Annotated in this window: 13 protein-coding genes; 12 read left to right on the top strand and 1 reads right to left on the bottom strand. The window is 36.8% G+C overall.

Going from position 1 to position 18,856, the window contains the following annotated elements; translation table 11 throughout:
- Positions 1–112: 112 nt before the first annotated feature.
- Positions 113–2,062, top strand: coding sequence for a lipoteichoic acid synthase (ltaS, locus tag BN1082_RS18100; RefSeq protein WP_090636710.1), 1,950 nt, complete (start codon positions 113–115; stop codon positions 2,060–2,062).
- Positions 2,063–2,168: 106 nt separating this feature from the next.
- Here ltaS and BN1082_RS18095 read toward each other — a convergent pair whose 3' ends face one another.
- Positions 2,169–2,267 carry a YjcZ family sporulation protein gene (locus BN1082_RS18095; RefSeq protein WP_090636708.1) on the bottom strand — a complete coding sequence of 33 codons (99 nt, stop codon included), beginning with the start codon at positions 2,265–2,267 and terminating at the stop codon, positions 2,169–2,171.
- Between the two features lie 206 nt (positions 2,268–2,473).
- Between BN1082_RS18095 and BN1082_RS18090 the strand changes: the two genes are divergently transcribed.
- The 11 genes from BN1082_RS18090 (at position 2,474) to BN1082_RS18035 (ending at position 18,833) form a co-directional block, all read left to right on the top strand.
- A complete protein-coding gene (locus BN1082_RS18090; protein ID WP_090636705.1) occupies positions 2,474–5,698 on the top strand; it encodes a hypothetical protein in 3,225 nt (1,074 codons plus the stop codon).
- A 984-nt stretch (positions 5,699–6,682) separates the two neighbouring features.
- Positions 6,683–7,681, top strand: a complete 999-nt coding sequence (locus BN1082_RS18080) for an ABC transporter substrate-binding protein (RefSeq protein WP_090636699.1) — start codon at positions 6,683–6,685, stop codon at positions 7,679–7,681.
- Between the two features lie 121 nt (positions 7,682–7,802).
- A complete protein-coding gene (locus BN1082_RS18075; protein ID WP_090636697.1) occupies positions 7,803–8,834 on the top strand; it encodes an ABC transporter permease in 1,032 nt (343 codons plus the stop codon).
- Entirely contained in the window at positions 8,809–9,603 is a 795-nt protein-coding gene (locus BN1082_RS18070) for an ABC transporter ATP-binding protein (RefSeq protein WP_090636695.1), read from the top strand. The genes BN1082_RS18075 and BN1082_RS18070 overlap by 26 nt, the downstream gene beginning before the upstream one ends.
- A 231-nt stretch (positions 9,604–9,834) precedes the next feature.
- Complete coding sequence (gene hppD / locus BN1082_RS18065; protein ID WP_090636693.1) at positions 9,835–10,950, top strand: 4-hydroxyphenylpyruvate dioxygenase; 1,116 nt, start codon at positions 9,835–9,837, stop codon at positions 10,948–10,950.
- 123 nt (positions 10,951–11,073) lie between these two features.
- Complete coding sequence (locus BN1082_RS18060; protein ID WP_090636691.1) at positions 11,074–11,991, top strand: fumarylacetoacetate hydrolase family protein; 918 nt, start codon at positions 11,074–11,076, stop codon at positions 11,989–11,991.
- A gap of 15 nt (positions 11,992–12,006) precedes the next feature.
- Entirely contained in the window at positions 12,007–13,170 is a 1,164-nt protein-coding gene (locus BN1082_RS18055; protein ID WP_090636689.1) for a homogentisate 1,2-dioxygenase, read from the top strand.
- Between the two features lie 1,271 nt (positions 13,171–14,441).
- Positions 14,442–15,056, top strand: a complete 615-nt coding sequence (locus BN1082_RS18050) for an NUDIX hydrolase (protein WP_090636688.1) — start codon at positions 14,442–14,444, stop codon at positions 15,054–15,056.
- A gap of 139 nt (positions 15,057–15,195) precedes the next feature.
- Complete coding sequence (locus BN1082_RS18045) at positions 15,196–16,557, top strand: aspartate kinase (protein ID WP_090636685.1); 1,362 nt, start codon at positions 15,196–15,198, stop codon at positions 16,555–16,557.
- 216 nt (positions 16,558–16,773) lie between these two features.
- Entirely contained in the window at positions 16,774–17,445 is a 672-nt protein-coding gene (locus BN1082_RS18040; RefSeq protein WP_090636683.1) for a response regulator transcription factor, read from the top strand.
- A complete protein-coding gene (locus BN1082_RS18035; RefSeq protein ID WP_342666662.1) occupies positions 17,445–18,833 on the top strand; it encodes a sensor histidine kinase in 1,389 nt (462 codons plus the stop codon). Before BN1082_RS18040 ends, BN1082_RS18035 begins: the two co-directional genes overlap by 1 nt.
- Positions 18,834–18,856: the final 23 nt, after the last annotated feature.

Genomic DNA, 18,856 nt, shown 5'->3' with positions numbered 1-18,856 from the left:
CCTATAGTCAACATAAAATGGGATTAAATATGTTTTTATTTTTAGAGAAAATATGTTATAGTAATTGAGGTTCGTTTACCGGAGCAAAATGGTAAGTGAGGGGAGAATTAAAATGAATAAACTTAGACTACCTAAATCGTTAAATAAAAGTTATATTACTTTCTTTGCTATTGCCGTAGTATTATTTTGGATTAAAACATATATAGCATATCAAATTGAATTCAAACTTGGAATTGACAATAACTTACAGAAATTTCTATTATTCATAAACCCGTTAAGCTCCGGTTTATTCTTTTTGGGAATTGCATTACTTTTTAAAAAGCACTTTAAATTAGTGTTGATCATCGTCAATTTCCTATTGTCTTTTTTGTTGTATGCAAATATTGTATATTATCGCTTTTTTACTGATTTCATTACTTTACCTACAATCATGGAAGCGAAGCAAAATTCTGGGCAACTTGGTACCAGTGTAATATCATTAATGCATCCGACAGATATTTTTTACTTTTCTGATTTAATAATCATAATTATCCTTGCTTTAACAGTATTTAAAAAGGTCGTTCTTCAAAATAGAAAATCTTATAAAATTGTTTTATTGTTTTCTATAACTGTTTTTCTGTTTAATCTAGGATTAGCAGAAAAAGATCGTCCAGAATTATTATCACGCTCATTTGACCGAAATTATTTAGTTAAATACTTAGGTGCATATAACTTTACCATTTACGACATCATTCAAAATATTCAATCTTCAAGCGAACGTGCCTTTGCCGATAGTAGCGAAATTACCGATGTTGAAAACTATCGAAAAGCGAATTATGCAGCACCAAATCCTGAATATTTTGGTAAAGCAAAAGGGATGAACGTGATTTATGTATCACTGGAATCATTCCAAAACTTTATGATTGACTACAAGATGCCAAATGGACAGGAAGTTACACCATTTTTGAATTCATTAGCACATGATGGCAACACCTTTTACTTTGATAATTTCTTCCACCAAACAGGACAGGGGAAGACATCTGATGCCGAATTTTTAATGGAAAACTCTTTATATCCATTAAATCAGGGTGCCGTCTTTATTAACAAAGCGCAAAACACCTATCAAGCAACACCTGCTATTTTAAAGGGCTACGGCTATAACTCTGCTGTATTCCACGGAAACTACAAAACATTCTGGAATCGAAATGTGATGTATAAAGCTCTTGGATACGATCAGTTCTTTGATGCAGAATACTATGACATGTCAGACCAAAATAAAAAGAATTATGGGATGAAAGACAAGCCATATTTTAAAGAATCTATGCCAATGCTAGAAAGCTTAAAGCAGCCGTTCTATACAAAGTTTATAACCTTATCGAACCATTTCCCATTTGAAATGGATCCACAGGACACTGATTTCCCTCCAGGTGATTTTGGAGACACAGTGGTTAATGATTACTTCCAATCAGCCCATTATATGGACCAAGCATTAGAGCAATTCTTTAACGATTTAAAAGCAGATGGTTTATATGATAATACCGTTATCGTATTATACGGCGACCATTATGGACTTTCTGAAAACCATAATACTGCAATGGCAAAAGTTTTGGGCGTTCCTGAAATCACTCCAACCATAAATGCAGGATTACAACGTGTACCACTCTTTATCCACGTCCCTGGGGTGAAGGGCGGCGTACAGCATCAGTATGGGGGAGAAGTTGATGTTCGTCCAACTCTTCTACATTTATTAGGCATTGATACGAAGGATTACATTGAATTTGGCTCGGATTTATTATCAAAAGATAATCGCGACTGGGCATTATTCAGAGATGGTGATTTTGAATCTCCAACTGTAACGCAAATTAATGAAAAATGTTATGATACAAAAACAGGTCAAGCTTTAGCCAATAATACAGCTTGTCAAGGAATTGATAGTAAAGTAAAAACTGAACTTCAAATGTCTGATAAGGTTGTTAATAAAGATTTATTGCGTTTCTACAAACCTGCAGGATTTACACCGATTGATCCAAATAAATATCAATATCTTGGACCAAAAGGAAAAAAAGGAACAAAAACACCTTAATAAATTAAAAAGAAAAGCTGTGCTCATGAGTCTTTGAGCACAGCTTTTTTGGCTTTACGTAACCAATAAATTGGCCTACGAAACCTAATAGGGAGTAGGGTGGAGCTTAATAGTAGTAACCACCCATAAAGGCTGTCCCTACAATGATCAACAGAATAAACAACACAACAATTAACGCAAAACCATGTCCTGTTCCGCCACTCATCACCTATCACCTCCTTTTTCTTCATACTGTAATGTATGAGAAAAGATGTCTTATTGTATGGACAAAAGTACAGCAGTAAATTTTTAATTCAAAAAAGGTTGTTCTTGATATTGAAAATTTTTATAAATAGTGTAAAATTACACCAAGATGGTAAATTAAGGTTGTGTAATTTTTTTAAAACAGATGGTAAATTAAGGGGTGAATTTATGGAGAAAAACATGAGGGAAGTGAGAAAAAAAATCTTTAATCAAGTGCTTTTCATGCTAGAAACGGAAGGATACTTATCTGAAGCAGTCGTAGAAGAGGTAGCTAAAGCACATCACCAATATCATTTGGATTTAAAGTATAAAGAGTCTTGTGGCCCGCTCCTTCCAGTAGAGAAAAAAGTAAACAATTTAAATTCTGTTGTTACAAAACCGAAAAAGGTTAAAAAGACGTTAACAATGGAAGAGGTTCGTGAAAGAAATATTACTTGGTCATTAAATATAGGGGTAATTTTTTTATTAATTGGTGGATTGTTTGTTGCAACGAGCAATTGGGAATCGCTGACAAGCATGATGAAAAGCGGGTTTATTGCAATAGTAGCTTTATTATTTTACGTACTTGCCTTAATAACAAAAAAAGTACTTCATATAGAAAAGACCGCTTTTGCTTTTAACGTTTTAGGAAGTTTATTTTTGCCTATTTTTATCCTTTCCCTCGGGTGGTATGGTCTTTTAGGGCCGTATTTGTCCATATCTGGTAAAGGCCATTTTATTCTCGGGATAATAGGAAGTTTCCTTTCTGCAACGGTCTATGTCCATTTATCAAAACATTTGGCATCCAGATTATTCGTTTGGTTTACCTTTACAGCTGTTTCGGCTGGAGTGGCTTTCTTTTTGGCAAGCTTCTACTTGAAAATAGATTTCTTCTATTTAGGTCTTATGATTTTCAATATTCTCTTCATTTTTATTTACCATCGAGTCAAAAATAATGACTCCTTAAAGCTGTTTACTCATGAGTTTGTCCCATTCATACAAGTCAATATCGTGCTTAGTACATTATTCATGATTTTTTTATATGATAACCAAGTTCTCTATAGCTTTAACCTCCTTTTAACGGCCATAATTTATTTGTCGATGATTTATGTAACTGGCAGAAAAGAGTATCATTTTGTTTTTAGTATCATGATTGTGTATGGAGCCTACCAGTTGATTGAACATTCAGCATTAACCTCCATTGGAGCGATTGTTTATGCCATCATGGGATTTGGTATCGCATTTGTTCCAAAATGGATGAAACAGGATTTCTCTCTTGATAAAGCATTTCACTATACTAGTGCTGTTATATCAGGTTGTGCTTTTATTTATATTAGTCTTGAAGGGATTTTTCTCCACTTTGGAACTCCCTCTATTGTTCTGATGATAGCTTATCTGATTATGGCGATAAATTTTCTTTATTTAGCTTATAGCGATCCAAAACGGTTATTTTCATATTTAAGCTCTGCATTTATAGCGTCTGCAATTTATGAAGGAACAGCATTGATTGGTAAACCTTTTGAAGTTATTCATTTTTCTTTTACATTATTTATTACGGGTTTCACCTTATATATTGTGGTTGGAATTGTTACTCAGACAAAGTATTTGAAAATCATTCGAACTAGCTCCAGAGACATAGGAGCAGCAATAATGACAGTTGCAATTATTACAGCATTCGGTCTCCTTTACTGGTGGGAGCTGGGAACAATGCTTATGCTCGTCGCAGTAATTTCTTATTTCATGAATATTAAGGAAGAGAGGCGGAACCTTCAAGAATCAGCTAAATGGATTCTTCCCATCTCTCTTGGACTGGGGATTGTAGCATTTGGAGAAGAGGTGAATGCTAATTTTCCTACCTACGATGAACAATATGGAAATACCATCAATTTTGTAGCAGGTGCCCTTCTTGTCTTTTTGTCGAGAATTGGCTGGAAGCAGTTTAAAAAAAATGAATTAGAGAGAACCTCTTTTTATATTTCACAAATCTTATACTCGATAGGGATAGCCCTTGCTTTAGTAAATCCCATTTATCAATTATGGCTACAGCCTTTTGTTTTATTATTTGGAATTGGAATGTATACTCTTTTATATAGAACACATGGTTCAAAATGGTTTGCCTATCTTATCAGTTTTACCACTCTTTTGGCATATTTCTCAATCATCCATGCCATTTTAGATAAATATCCATTTATCCATACTATTGATTCATTTATTCCCTCGAGTAGTGCAGTACTTCTGCTATTCATTGGATATCTATTTCGGATAAAAGATACTAATCTTTTAAGCTCATTTGCTTGGCTTGGAAATGGCATATACCCTTTTGCTCTCTTATATACTTTGTTTGCCTTTCACACTGACTCCTTTTTTAGCTTTCTGTTAGCTGTCTTTGTCTATGGATTCAGCGCATTGCAGGAAGCGAAGGAATGGAAATTAAAACTATTTTTATATGGAAGCTTTACTTCACTATTATTTGTTTTTACAACTGGGATTGATTATTTAGACGCTCAAGATTTCAGTCGTTACGAATTTCCTATTACAAGTGCTTCTATCCTTCTTTTCTGGATTTTTGCTAATCAAAAGATTAAAGAGAGGACAGCTTATTATCTTGTCCCATTTTCCTTGTTTGGAATAGTAATTACTCTGATTACTTATCCATTTGGATGGAGTCCTTATTTAATTGCAATAATTTATTCGATGGCATTGCTAGTTTATTTACATCTATTGAAATGGGATTTATTGGCGATTGTTCCACTTTTCTTTACATTTTTTGCTACAGTTGAATTTTTCGTATATAGCGGAATGGACAGCTTTGAAAAAATGCTATGGTCAGGGGGTTTGGGGATTCTTTCAACTTTAATAGGACAGATAGTATATAATAAGCTTGTGGTAAGCAGCAAAAAACTTCAAGAAGTAAAAGTGGATGCTTATACAGTTATTTCTTACTTATTCTACTTACTCATGTATTATTTTGACAATCAGCAGGTTTGGACCCTCGCATTGCCGGGATTACTTATCGCCGCCACCGTGTGGCTGCAAAGAAACCGTGTTCCAGCAAAATTTTCAGTTTTTGTCGTTATCCTTAGCGGTGTCTATTTATTACAACCTTACTATTCAGTAATAGGTAAATTAAACGTGCCCGCAATATGGGAGCGGGAAGTACTTGTCCTTCCTTGGATTGCTTTGGTCGTTTTTATCCGACTGAAATTCAAAGGAATGTATACAAAGGTGACAAAACCACTCGAATGGGGAGTACTTCTCGTCGTCTCTATGCTGTTAATTCAAGATGGGTTAGTAAGTTCAAATATTTATGATGCTATCATATTAGGCACACTGGCATTAATATCAAATGTTGTCAGGAATGTATTGGCAAACAAAATCATATTTCTTTATTGGGTGTGGGGTACTTTTGCTTAATGTCTTTTTACAGACGAGACCTTATTGGGGAAATATGCCTTGGTGGTGCTACTTATTAATAGTCGGATTTATACTTATTATCGTCGCAAGCTTTAATGAATGGAATAAGCAAAAAATTTTAAATGGTGAAGCTACGTTCTTAACAAGCTTAAAAAACAAAGTCATCAACAAAATGAAGCAATGGAATTAACTAGATATTTATATGAAAATCCAGTCACAATACCGTGACTGGATTTTTTAGTTATGATAATGCTAGTACTCAATAGAATTTGTTTTTTATTAAAATACCCCTAAAAATAGATAGGAAATTCGAATCGTTTAGTAAGAATATTAATTCAAAAACTATTTTGGAGGTTAGATATGATCACCAATATGATTGACATCGACAAGTTATTAGAAACTACTTTAGATCTAACATCTGAAAAGAACAGTCATAAATTACTAGTAATTGAGATTGACCAACTACTTGATCGTACACGTGATTGGTAATGTTCATCCTTTGAACTCAACCTATACAATCTATTCCATTGAGCCTTCTGCATTTGTAGAGGGCTTATTTTTTTAGGCTGTGTTAAACTTGCCTGTTGATTTGCGCTTCAGGCGCTTCGCTTTCCGCGGGCGATCGATCCGGGGAGCCTCCTCAGCGCTAGCGCCTGTGGGGTCTCCCCTGCCACGTACTCCCGCTGGACGTTGAATCAGCAACTATGAATCTACACCGCACGAAGGAAATACGATAGCATTTTCGAGGATCTCGCGCCTTCTGCTCCAATCAACATAGTTTCAAAAATCAACAATGACCTTTAACACATACTTTTCTTAAATAATAGTTGTTGTGATTCATTCCGTTGAATCTAATTGCTTTGTGTCGCTTTAAAGCAAAAAAATATTTTTAAGTTTCTATTGATTTTAAAGGAAATAAAGACTAGAATAATTTTTAAAATATGTTAAATTTTTAGAAAATTAAATTTTTAGGAGGTCAAATTGATGAAGAAACATATTCGATCGTTCTTTGCTCTGTTTGCTGGCTTGCTTCTAATTGCAGGCTGTGGAAGTAAAGATACGTCGGGAAGTGCGAAAAAAGATGGAGCGGACAAAGAGTATAAAATTGGGATTTCTCAATTTGCCGAACATCCTTCTTTGGATGCAGCGACACAGGGATTTAAACAGGCATTAAAGGATAAAGGCCTCAAGGTTACATACGATGAGAAGAATGCCCAAACAAAGATGGACAATGCTCAAACTATTGCCCAAACTTTTGTAGGCGATAAGGTAGATTTAATATTTGCCAACGCCACGCCGAGCGCTACCTCTGCATTAAATGCCACAAAAGAAATACCGATTGTCTTTACCTCAGTTACAGATCCTGTTGGAGCAGGGCTTGTAAAAGCGTTTGATCAACCTGGAAAAAACATTACTGGTACGACCGATAATCATCCAGATGCAACGAAAAAGACCATAAATTTTATTACTGATGAAGTGAAAGCATCTAAAATTGGGGTCATTTATAATTCCGGTGAACAGAATTCCGTCGTCCAGATAAAAGAGGTTAAAAAGTTGGTAGAAGCGAAAGGAGCAAAGCTAACAGAGGTATCTGTTTCAACTTCTGCAGAAGTCAAGCAAGCTGCCGAATCGCTAGTAGGCCGGGTGGATGCCATTTATATCCCAACAGATAATACCGTTGTTTCTGCCCTGGAGTCTGTTATTGGAGTTGCGAACAGTAAAAAAATTCCCCTTTTCGTCGGGGAGCTTGATTCCATGAAAAAAGGGGCAGTGGCTGCAAGCGGGTTTAATTATTATGATATCGGCTACCAATCTGGATTGATGGCTGTTGATATTTTAACTGGTAAAAAGAAGCCAAATCAAATTCCAGTTGAATTACCTAAAAACTTGAAGCTAGTTATCAATACAAAAGCAGCTGAAGCACAAGGCTTAAAAGTTAAAGATGAATGGAAAAAGCTTGGGGAATTTTATGACGGGAAATAACAATATATGATCCTTTTAGGAGGCGGCCTTATTTGGGCCGACTCCTTGTTTCATACATAAATAAAGTGTTCAAGGATTGACTTACTTTTATTACACCAAACCAATAGAAAGGACGATTACTATGTTTACAGCCATATTTGGATCTTTTGAAGCAGGTATCATCTATGCGATTATGGCACTTGGTGTCTATCTTTCATTTCGTATTTTGGATTTTCCCGATCTAACTGTAGATGGTAGCTTTGTAACCGGAGCAGCTATTTCCGCTGTTTTAATCGCAGGAGGTGCTAATCCATTTATTGCAACTTTGGCAGCACTCTTTGCTGGATTTGCAGCAGGCTGTTTAACGGGAATTCTTCACACGATAGGGAAAATTAATAATTTGCTTTCCGGAATATTAATGATGATTGCTTTATATTCCATTAATCTTAGAATTATGGGTAAGTCCAATATTCCTCTCTTAAATACGGATACTGCTTTTACGAAAATTTCCGCCGTATTTGAAAAAACCGGCGCTGACGCTTTTTTAAATCGGATTTTAACGAGCATTGGTTTGGGAGATAGCCTGCCGGATACGTGGGGAATCCTTATCTCTATGATTGTTGTAACCTTTGTCATTAAATGGATAACGGACTTGTTTTTGCTCACAGAAGTTGGCCTGGCAATTAGAGCTATTGGCGATAATAAACGTATGATTCGTAGTTTGTCGGCCAATACAAATCTACTTATCATTCTCGGACTAGGCTTATCTAACGCTTTAGTTGCATTTTCCGGAGCGTTAATAGCCCAAGAATCTGGTTTTGCCGATATTGGAATGGGAATAGGGATGATCATTATTGGCCTTGCCTCCGTCATTATCGGTGAGGCATTGTTTGGAACGAAAACAATTCGGCGGACTACACTTGCAGTTATCGGAGGATCGATTGTCTATCGTATTGTTGTGACACTAGCCTTAAGAATAGAGTTTTTAAAGCCGGGTGATTTGAAATTAATCACAGCGATTATGGTTGTTCTCGCCTTAACTGTGCCAATAATAATAGAAAGATCAAAGGAAAAAAAGCGAAAGGCTAAGAGAATAAGAGAAAAGGTACTGACCTTTGATGCCTCCATCGAAAGAAAGGGTGAGACCCATGCTGCAATTAAATCAGATTCATAAAATATTTAATGAAGGGACACCTGATGAAAAAGTGGCCCTTAACAATGTGAATTTATCTTTAAATCATGGTGATTTTGTGACGGTTATTGGAAGCAATGGAGCCGGAAAATCAACTTTGATGAATATCATCTCTGGCGTCCTCGTTCCGGATATTGGAGAAATTCAGATCGGTGGGAAAAATGTAACCTATACATCTGAATTTAAGCGTTCAAAAATGATTGGTCGTGTATTTCAAGACCCAATGGCAGGGACAGCACCAAGTATGACAATCGAAGAAAATCTTGCGATGGCTTATTCTAGAAATAAAACAAGAACACTTCGAAGGGGAGTAACTAAAAAGAGACGAGACTATTTTCGTGAAGTATTAGAGTCTCTCCATCTTGGGCTGGAGAACCGCTTAAATGCAAAGGTGGGTCTATTATCCGGAGGTGAACGGCAAGCACTGTCTCTCCTAATGGCGACATATACAGAGCCTTCGATTTTGTTACTGGATGAACACACTGCTGCTCTTGACCCTTCAAGAGCAGAGCTCATCACTACTTTAACTAGAGAAATTGTTGATCAGTATAAGCTAACTACGATGATGGTTACCCATAATATGCAACAAGCCATAGACCTTGGAAACCGTCTGATTATGATGGATAATGGACAGATTATTTTAGAAGTAGATGAGGAGAAAAAGAAGCAGCTGACCATTGAAAGCCTTTTGCAGGAGTTTAAGAGAATTCGTGGTGTTCAAATGACCAATGATCGAGCAATTCTTACCTAAATTTTTTGACAAAATCTGATATGAGCGTCCCTTAAGCCGCCTATATTAATTGAAGCAGCCTCAGTATTAGGCTGTTTCTTCTGCTTTTCTAAGCAATTTTTTTAGGAAAAAAAAGAATAGTCTTTAATGCCTAAAAGCGTTGTCGCTTTACCTTCTATTCTTGAGACAACGAGTCAACTTCATTTAAAATTATTCTGAAAATTACTATTTTTCCGATTTGGAGGTTTTCAAATGAAGGAACAAAGACAAACGGCAGATCAATTAGTTGATGACTTTTTTCCTGTAAGAGATGTTGATTATATTGAAATTTATTCAGGCAATGCGAAGCAGGCTTGCCACTTTTTTTGTAGGGCGTTTGGATTTAAACCTGTAGCCTATTCAGGACTTGAAACAGGTAATCGCGAGTCTGTTTCCTATGTTCTTCAGCAGCGGAATATACGGCTTGTTTTGACAGGGGCATACAAAGAAGATAGTAGAATTGCTCAGTTTGTTAAAAAGCACGGTGATGGAGTCAAGGATGTAGCCCTTTTGGTAGATGACGTCGACAAGGCCTTTTCTGAGGCTGTTGAAAGAGGTGCCATCGCTTATATGGCACCATTTGAACTAAAAGATGACCATGGAAGTGTCAAAAAAGCCGTTCTCGGCACATATGGCGATACGATCCATACATTGATCGAACGAAAAAATTACCAAGGTGTCTTTTTACCTGGTTTCGATCCATACATCACATCTTTGCCATTCGAAGATGCTGGTCTAATCGGCATCGATCATGTAGTCGGTAATGTTGAAAGCATGGAAGAATGGGTTGAATACTATTCCAAAGTAATGGGCTTTAAAGAAATGAAGCATTTTACAGACCAAGACATTACAACAGAGTATTCGGCTTTAATGTCCAAAGTGATGCACAATGGCGGTCGAATCAAATTTCCAATTAACGAACCGGCCGAGGGGAAAAGAAAGTCACAAATCCAAGAATATTTAGATTTTTACAATGGTCCTGGTGTTCAGCATCTCGCCATTTTAACCGAAGATATTGTATCAACGGTAGTAACCTTGAAAAAGAACGGTGTTGAATTCTTGAATACTCCTGGCACTTATTATGAATCTCTGTTAGAGAGGATTGGCAAAATTGATGAAGAAATCGATAAGCTTCGCGAGCTAAATATTTTAGTCGATCGCGATGATGAGGGATATTTACTACAAATTTTTACGAAACCAATTGTTGACCGCCCGACTTTATTTGTAGAGATTATTCAACGAAAAGGTGCACGTGGATTTGGTGAAGGAAATTTTAAAGCATTATTTGAGTCGATTGAACGGGAACAGGAAAGACGCGGAAATTTATAAATAATTTCAGATAGTTTAAAGGGCTAACAAAAGAAAAGGGAGATGGTGATTCTCCCTTTTTTCGAACGGTAAAAAATTCAGATTAAAAATGGGAATAGTTGAAAATCAAAGCAGGGTGAGAAAATGAAATTTGTTACCTTTATCAAACAAAATGGGCAAGAAAGGGCTGGGGTTTTATTGGAGAATGATTATGTAGTGGATCTCCATGAAGCATCTAGCGGTGAGCTGCCAGAAAAACTATTGGATTTTATTGAAAAAAATGAAGAATACATGAAAAAAGCGGAAGACTATTTCTTCGTTTCGGGAGAACAAAAGGGCATTTACCAACTAAATGCCATTCAACTTAGAGCGCCACTGCCGCTCCCAAGAAGTTTTCGGGACTTTTATGCCTTTGAGCAGCATGTTAAAACAGCCAGGGGTATGCGGGGGCTTGAAATGATACCAGAATGGTACGATATTCCTGTTTTTTATTTTTCCAACCATCTTGCTATAAAGGGGCCTGGAGAGATAATTCCTAAACCAAAAGACAGTCATTGGCTTGATTACGAACTTGAGATTGCTTGTATCATTGGAAAAGAAGGCAGGGATATTCGTGCTGAAGAAGCAGATGAATTTATTTTTGGCTATACCATTTTAAACGATTGGAGTGCAAGAGACCTTCAGCAAAAAGAAATGAAGGTTGGGCTTGGCCCGGCAAAAGGGAAAGACTTTTCGACTTCTATTGGGCCATGGATTGTTACAAAAGAAGATTTGGAACCATTAAGAGCTGGAAAAGGCTATGATATTTCAATGAAAGCAAGAGTAAATGGGGTATTGCTTTCAGAAGGAAATATGAAGGATATTTATTATTCGTTTGCAGAAATGATTGAACGAGCTTCAAGAGGAGTCACCCTCTATCCAGGTGAAATCTTGGGCTCGGGGACCGTCGGCACGGGTTGTATTCTTGAGCTTGGGGAGGATGTCCACCGCTGGCTCGAACCAGGAGATGTGGTTGAATTAGAGGTCGATCACTTAGGAGTTTTAAATAATATAATCGAATAGAAATGAGGTGAATGGATGTATTATCGGCAAATGGGGAAAATTCCGCACAAACGTCATACGATGTTTAAAAAAGGTAATGGAGGCTTATATCGGGAACAGGTGATGGGAACAAAGGGTTTTTCCGGAACTGGATCGATTCTATATCATCATTACATGCCAACTGAAGTAGTTAAAGCAGAATTAGTTGGAAGGAATGTACCCGAATTTGAAGAACAGTCACCACTTAAGCATCGTCACTTTTATACATCAAAACTTTCGAAAACAGGGGATGCTCTTAAAGCGCGTGAATATATATTAGGCAATCAAGATTTGCTTATTGGGACATCGAATGTAACCGAACCAATGCAAAGCTATTATCGGAACAGTGATGGCGATGAACTTCTATTTATCCATTACGGGTCAGGAAAAGTTGAAACAATGTTTGGAACACTTTCTTATCATCCGGGTGATTATATCAATATACCAATTGGAACGATTTATCGTGTTATTCCAAATGAAGAAGAGAAAACAAAAATTCTTTTTGTTGAGTCCTTAAGCCAAATTACGACACCAAGGCGTTATCGGAACGAATACGGACAGTTATTAGAACACAGTCCATTTTGTGAGCGAGATTTTCGTGGACCTGAAACGCTTGTCTCCATTGATCAACTAGGTGAGTTTGAGGTGTTGACAAAATCGCGTGGCGCTCTTCATTCGCATATCCTTGGACACCATCCATTTGACGTGGTGGGGTGGGATGGATACCTATATCCATGGGTGTTAAATATTGGGGACTTTGAACCGATTACCGGAAGGGTACATCAACCTCCGCCCGTCCATCAAACATTTGAAGGGAATAATTTTGTTGTTTGTTCATTTGTTCCACGACTATACGATTACCATCCAGAAGCAATTCCGGCCCCCTATTATCACAGCAATGTGAATAGTGATGAGCTCCTTTATTATGTAGAAGGGAATTTTATGAGCCGGAAAGGAATACAAGAAGGATCGATTACCCTTCATCCTAGTGGGATCCCTCATGGACCCCATCCTGGAAAAACAGAAGCAAGCATCGGTAAAAAAGAAACATTGGAACTTGCAGTCATGATTGATACTTTCCATCCACTGCTAGCTGTAAAAGGTATAAATGAAATAGAAGATCCCGCTTATATGTATTCTTGGGTTGAATCAAAGGAATAGTAACTCAATCCAGCCAGTAGAGGCTGGGTTGTTTTGTTATATGAAAAGCTATGTTAAATTTCATTGTTGTTTTTTAAGGAGAAAACTACATTTTTTATTAATATGGTTAATGAAATAGGGCTATTTGCTATAAAAATAGATATAAAAGATCCAAAAGTGTTGCCAACAAGGATTTTACGTGCTCGATTTCAGGTGTTTTCTCCGAGAGCGGTTACGTAAAAAGAAATACGTGCCCGAAAACATAAATTTTCCCGGAGAGCGTTCACGTAAAAAGAAATACGTGCCCGAAAACATGAGATTTCCCGGAGAGCGGTCACGTAAAAAAAATACGTGCCCGAAAACATGAGATTTCCCAATGACAGGTCACGCAATAATAAATATGTACCCGATAACAAGCGTTTTTCCCGAGGACGGTCACGTAAAAAGAAATACGTGCCCGAAAACATGAGTTTTCCCAAGAGCAGTTGCGTAAAAAGAAATACGTGCCCGAAAACATGAGTTTTCCCTGAGAGCGGTCACGTAAAAAGAAATACGTGCCCGAAAACATGAGATTTCCCTGAGAGCGGTCACGTAAAAAGAAATATGTGCCCGAAAACATGAGATTTCCCGGAGAGCGGTCACGTAAAAAGAAATACGTGCCCGAAAACATGAGATTTTCCCGGAGAGCGGTCACGTAAAAAAGAAATACGTGCCCGAAAACATGTATTTTCCCGGAGAGCGGTCACGTAAAAAGAAATACGTGCCCGAAAACATGAGATTTCCCAATGACAGGTCACGTAAAAAGAAATACGTGCCCGAAAACATGAGATTTCCCAATGACAGGTCACGTAAAAAGAAATACGTGCCCAATGACATGAATTTTCCATAAGACCGGTTACGTAAAAAGAAATACGTGCCCGAAAACATGAGTTTTCCCCAATGACAGGTCACGTAAAAAGAAATAAGTGCCAGATAACATGAGATTATCCCGAAACCGGTCACGTAAAATGAATTACGTAACCAATATCATATATTTTTCAAAAACTAGGAATGTAAATGTTTATAAGCCCTAAACCGGTCTTATTGATGGAAAAAAGGAACAAAAGCCCCGGAATTGTTGCCAATTGGGTTCATGGGTAGATGCCATTGAATATTTTATCTTTCAATTTCTTAGTGAATTAGCAGGCATATCAATTTTATTTAGAAAATCAACATCATAGTTTAACAGACATGTGAAAATGATCTATATTGATGGTAATCTATATTTAGTGTAAATGATTTGAGGTGAGATCTTGGAAATCGATGCAGTTATGTCCAAATTAATAAATCATACCCCCACTATTATGGGGAGTAGACATTCTTCTAAATACGCTGTCGTGCTGCCGTTGATCCAAAAAGAGGATGGGATTCATGTCCTTTTTGAAGTTCGTTCCCTCTCATTAAGAAGGCAGCCAGGTGAAATTTGTTTTCCTGGTGGGAAAATTGAATCTACGGATGCGGATGAACAAGCTGCTGCCATACGTGAAACAACTGAAGAGTTGGGTATTAGCAAAAAAGAAATTACAGAGGTTCTCCCGCTTGATTTTATGATTACACCCTTCGGAATGATCGTCTATCCATTTGTTGGATTAATCACAAGTCCAGAAAACATCAAGTTGAATCCTATGGAGGTCAAAGAAATATTTACGGTTCCCTTGGACTATTTTTTGACGACGGATCCAGAAATCTATCAGATTAGTTTTAAGGTTGAGCCTGAAGAGAAATTTCCATTCCATCTTATCGCTGGTGGGAAGAACTATCATTGGCGGACTAGAAATTTGGATGAATATTTTTATTTGTATAACGATAAGGTAATCTGGGGATTAACAGCAAAGATACTTTCTCATTTTATTGAAATCCTACGTTGACAAACAGTGAATGGTTATAATCTTCACTGTTTTTTTATTTTGAAAAAACAAATGTCTATTTCTAACAGAAAAATTTCTTGATTAATTTCTGAATAGAGTTAAAATTAAAATTATATTTTAAAGCAAAGGAGATCTTAGAATGAGGGTTGTTAAGTTTGGGGGGTCCTCTTTAGCATCCGGAAAACAACTCGAGAAGGTATTTCAGATTGTAATGTCTGATCCAGAGCGGAAGGTTGTCGTTGTATCTGCCCCAGGAAAAAGATTTGCGGATGATGAGAAGGTAACCGATTTATTAATTGAATGTGCTGAACAATGCTTAGTACATAATATTCCAATTGAAAAAGTCGATCTGATAATGGAAAGGTATTCCTCTATTGCGAATGAATTATCTCTTCCGAACGAAATTATTCGTGAAATTCAAACCGATTTATTGAACAGACTAGAAAAGGATAAAAGTAAGCCTGACCGATTTATGGATTTACTAAAAGCAAGTGGAGAAGATAACAATGCCAAATTGGTAGCCGCTTACTTTCAACAGCAAGGAGTAGAGGCGCACTATATTGATCCAAAGGAAGCAGGATTGCTTGTTAGCAATGAGCCGGGAAATGCGCAAGTATTACCCGAATCCTATGAAAGATTATTTTCACTAAAAGACCGTTCAGGAATCCTGATTTTTCCTGGGTTCTTTGGCTATAGCAAGGAAGGGGAGGTTGTCACTTTCTCAAGAAGCGGATCGGATATTACCGGGTCTATCCTTGCAAATGCGTTGAGAGTGGACTTATACGAGAATTTTACTGATGTTGATGCTGTTTATTCTGTCAATCCAACAATTGTTAACAAACCAAAGGAAATTAGGGAGTTAACATATCGGGAAATGCGTGAGCTTTCCTATGCGGGATTTACAGTATTGCATGATGAAGCACTAGTTCCGGCATTCCATGCTGGCATACCTGTTCACATCAAGAATACGAACAACCCGAGTGCTCAGGGGACAAGAATTGTTTTTGAACGCGACAATACAAATGGTCCTGTAATTGGAATTGCAAGTGATCAAGGTTTTTGCAGTATTTATGTAAGTAAATACTTAATGAACCGGGAAGTTGGCTTTGGGCGCAAGCTTTTAAGTATTTTTGAAGATTTTGGACTTTCTTATGAACACACACCTTCAGGTATTGATGATTTGTCAGTCATATTAAGAGAAAACCAGTTTGATTTGGAAATGGAAGATGAAATCATTCACCGAATTGAAACGGAATTACATCCTGATGTAGTGAAAATCGAGCATGGATTAGCATTGATCATGGTCGTTGGTGAAGGGATGCGACGCAATGTTGGGACAATGGCAAGGGCTGCGAAGGCATTGGCAAAGGCAAAGGTTAATATCGAAATGATAAATCAAGGCTCGTCTGAGGTCAGTATGATGTTTGGTGTTAAAGAAATTGAAGAAAAAAGAGCGGTACAAGCGCTTTATGAGGAATTTTTTGTGACCGCAAAAGTATAATTGGTGTTTTTTATAAAAAGCAGCTCAAGTCATTAATGATGGGGGCTGCTTTTTCAATGGAAAGGGAATCTTAATAATCCTTCCCTTTTTTTTACTGGAAAACAAAATGTTAAAAGCTTATAGTGTAAGTGTATTAACCACTTAAAATAGTGACAGACCTTTTATCAAAAATTTATTGTTATAAGTACAAAATGAATACATAAGCAGGTGTTTAAAATGAAAAAAATCGTTGTCGTTGATGATGATGTAAATATTCGGAATCTTGTAAAGGGGTTGTTGATGAAGGAAGGTTTTATGGTCTTTACCTCTGAAAATGGTCGCGAAGCCCTTGGGATTTTGGAAAAGGAAGTATGCGATTTAGCAATTGTTGATATCATGATGCCTGTAATGGATGGTTATTTGTTAACTAAAGAAATCCGCAAACAATATGATCTTCCCATTATTTTATTAACGGCTAAAGGTCAGATTGAAGACAAACAGAAGGGGTTTGAATCAGGTACAGACGATTATTTAATTAAACCATTTGAGTCGAAGGAGCTAATTTTTAGGGTAAACGCATTGCTAAGAAGATTTGGAAAATCGAGTGAGACAAACATAAACTTAGGTTCCCTTTACATAAATAAGAAGGGTTATGAAGTCAAATTCAAGGACAAAACCTACTTGCTACCATTAAAAGAATTTGAACTTCTATCCTTCCTTGCTTCTCATCCAAATCAAGTTTTTAGCCGTGCTCACTTAATTGAAAAAATATGGGGGCTTGATTTTGAAGGAGATGAACGGACTGTTGATGTCCATATCAAACGATTAAGAGAACGGTTTGCTGGTATTGATGAGGATATTACAATTAAAACAATCCGAGGAGTAGGTTATTCTCTGGAGGTCAACTAATGAAAATGAAATCCCTGTATTATAAATTCGCCTTTATTACTATTAATATCATGATTTTTAGCGGGCTTTTTTCTTTTATCGTGTCGAATACCTACTATCAAGTAAAGTTAAAACAGCATAATGATGCGAAAATAACCCGCTTTGCTATGGACATGGCTGATTTTGCAAGTAAGCACCCATTGATTAGCTTACCTGATTATTTTAATCACATTGGTGCGATTGGTTACCAAATCTTATTGGTAAATAAAGATGGTAAAAAGCAATATTTTGGTTCGAATTTTAGAGATAAGAGCTTACCCGTAGGAGCAGTTAATGAAGTAATCGATGGCAAAGTTTATCACGGTATTCGGGATTTTCCCCACAAAACCTTCGTCACTGGCTTTTTTGCCAATGAATTAAAAAATACAGTGGGTGTTCCATTACAGTACCAAAACGAGAAATATGCGTTGTTTATCAGACCAGATATTGAACTCATGTTTAATGAGATGCATATACTTTCTGGCTGGCTAGTTGTATTAGCGATTTTGTTCAGCATTTTATTGGTTCTTATTAGTACGAAATATTTAGTCCATCCTATTAGAAAACTGAATACTGCAACGAAGGAAATATCGGAAGGAAACTATTCGATTAAGCTTGACATCACTCGAAAAGATGAGCTGGGTCAGCTAGCAATTAGTTTTACGAACATGGCAAAAAAATTAGCAAAGGTAGATGCTTTAAGGAAAGAATTAATCTCAAATATTTCTCACGATATTCAATCACCTCTTACGAATATAAAGGGCTATTTGAATCTACTTGAAAATAATCGAGTAAATGAAGAGGAAAACCAGCAGTATATTCAAGTTGTTCACTCTGAGGTAAATCGGCTTTCCAATATGACAAAGCAGCTATTACTCCTTTCTTCGATTGAAAGTAAAAAGGACTTAATGGAAGTGAATCAGGTGAATATTGTCGAACAGTTAAGAACGGTTATTCACCAGTACCAATGGAGGATGTTTGATAAAGGAATTATGGTAAGTTATTCTCTCCCGGAAATGGTAGTCTTGAAAGGAGATTCTTCCTTGCTTTATTCCGTTTGGGAAAATCTTCTGACAAATGCCATTAAATATAATCGTGAGAGTGGAAAGATTGAAATTGAGCTAACAGATGCTGATAACCAAATTAATGTCATCTTTAAGGACACAGGGATAGGTATCGGAAAAGATGAGCTTGAGAGGATATTCGACCGTTTTTACCGAGCGGATATATCAAGAGAACGCTCGATTGAAGGTACAGGCTTAGGTTTATCGATTGTAAAATCGATTGTTGACCTTCATCATGGTAGAATAAATATTGAAAGTGAAAAAGGGGAAGGAACTGTTATTACCGTGATCCTTCCGAAAAATTAAAATAATTTAGCAGCATATGAAAA

This window comes from Neobacillus massiliamazoniensis (assembly GCF_001048695.1).
Lineage (GTDB): Bacteria > Bacillota > Bacilli > Bacillales > Cytobacillaceae > Neobacillus > Neobacillus massiliamazoniensis.
This window is presented reverse-complemented; position numbering and strand designations above follow the sequence as displayed.

Coding starts and splice junctions, on each gene's coding strand:
- ltaS (WP_090636710.1), top strand. CDS start 113: ATGAATAAACTTAGACTACCTAAATCGTTAAATAAAAGTTATATTACT.
- BN1082_RS18095 (WP_090636708.1), bottom strand. CDS start 2,267: ATGAGTGGCGGAACAGGACATGGTTTTGCGTTAATTGTTGTGTTGTTT.
- BN1082_RS18090 (WP_090636705.1), top strand. CDS start 2,474: ATGGAGAAAAACATGAGGGAAGTGAGAAAAAAAATCTTTAATCAAGTG.
- BN1082_RS18080 (WP_090636699.1), top strand. CDS start 6,683: ATGAAGAAACATATTCGATCGTTCTTTGCTCTGTTTGCTGGCTTGCTT.
- BN1082_RS18075 (WP_090636697.1), top strand. CDS start 7,803: ATGTTTACAGCCATATTTGGATCTTTTGAAGCAGGTATCATCTATGCG.
- BN1082_RS18070 (WP_090636695.1), top strand. CDS start 8,809: ATGCTGCAATTAAATCAGATTCATAAAATATTTAATGAAGGGACACCT.
- hppD (WP_090636693.1), top strand. CDS start 9,835: ATGAAGGAACAAAGACAAACGGCAGATCAATTAGTTGATGACTTTTTT.
- BN1082_RS18060 (WP_090636691.1), top strand. CDS start 11,074: ATGAAATTTGTTACCTTTATCAAACAAAATGGGCAAGAAAGGGCTGGG.
- BN1082_RS18055 (WP_090636689.1), top strand. CDS start 12,007: ATGTATTATCGGCAAATGGGGAAAATTCCGCACAAACGTCATACGATG.
- BN1082_RS18045 (WP_090636685.1), top strand. CDS start 15,196: ATGAGGGTTGTTAAGTTTGGGGGGTCCTCTTTAGCATCCGGAAAACAA.
- BN1082_RS18040 (WP_090636683.1), top strand. CDS start 16,774: ATGAAAAAAATCGTTGTCGTTGATGATGATGTAAATATTCGGAATCTT.
- BN1082_RS18035 (WP_342666662.1), top strand. CDS start 17,445: ATGAAAATGAAATCCCTGTATTATAAATTCGCCTTTATTACTATTAAT.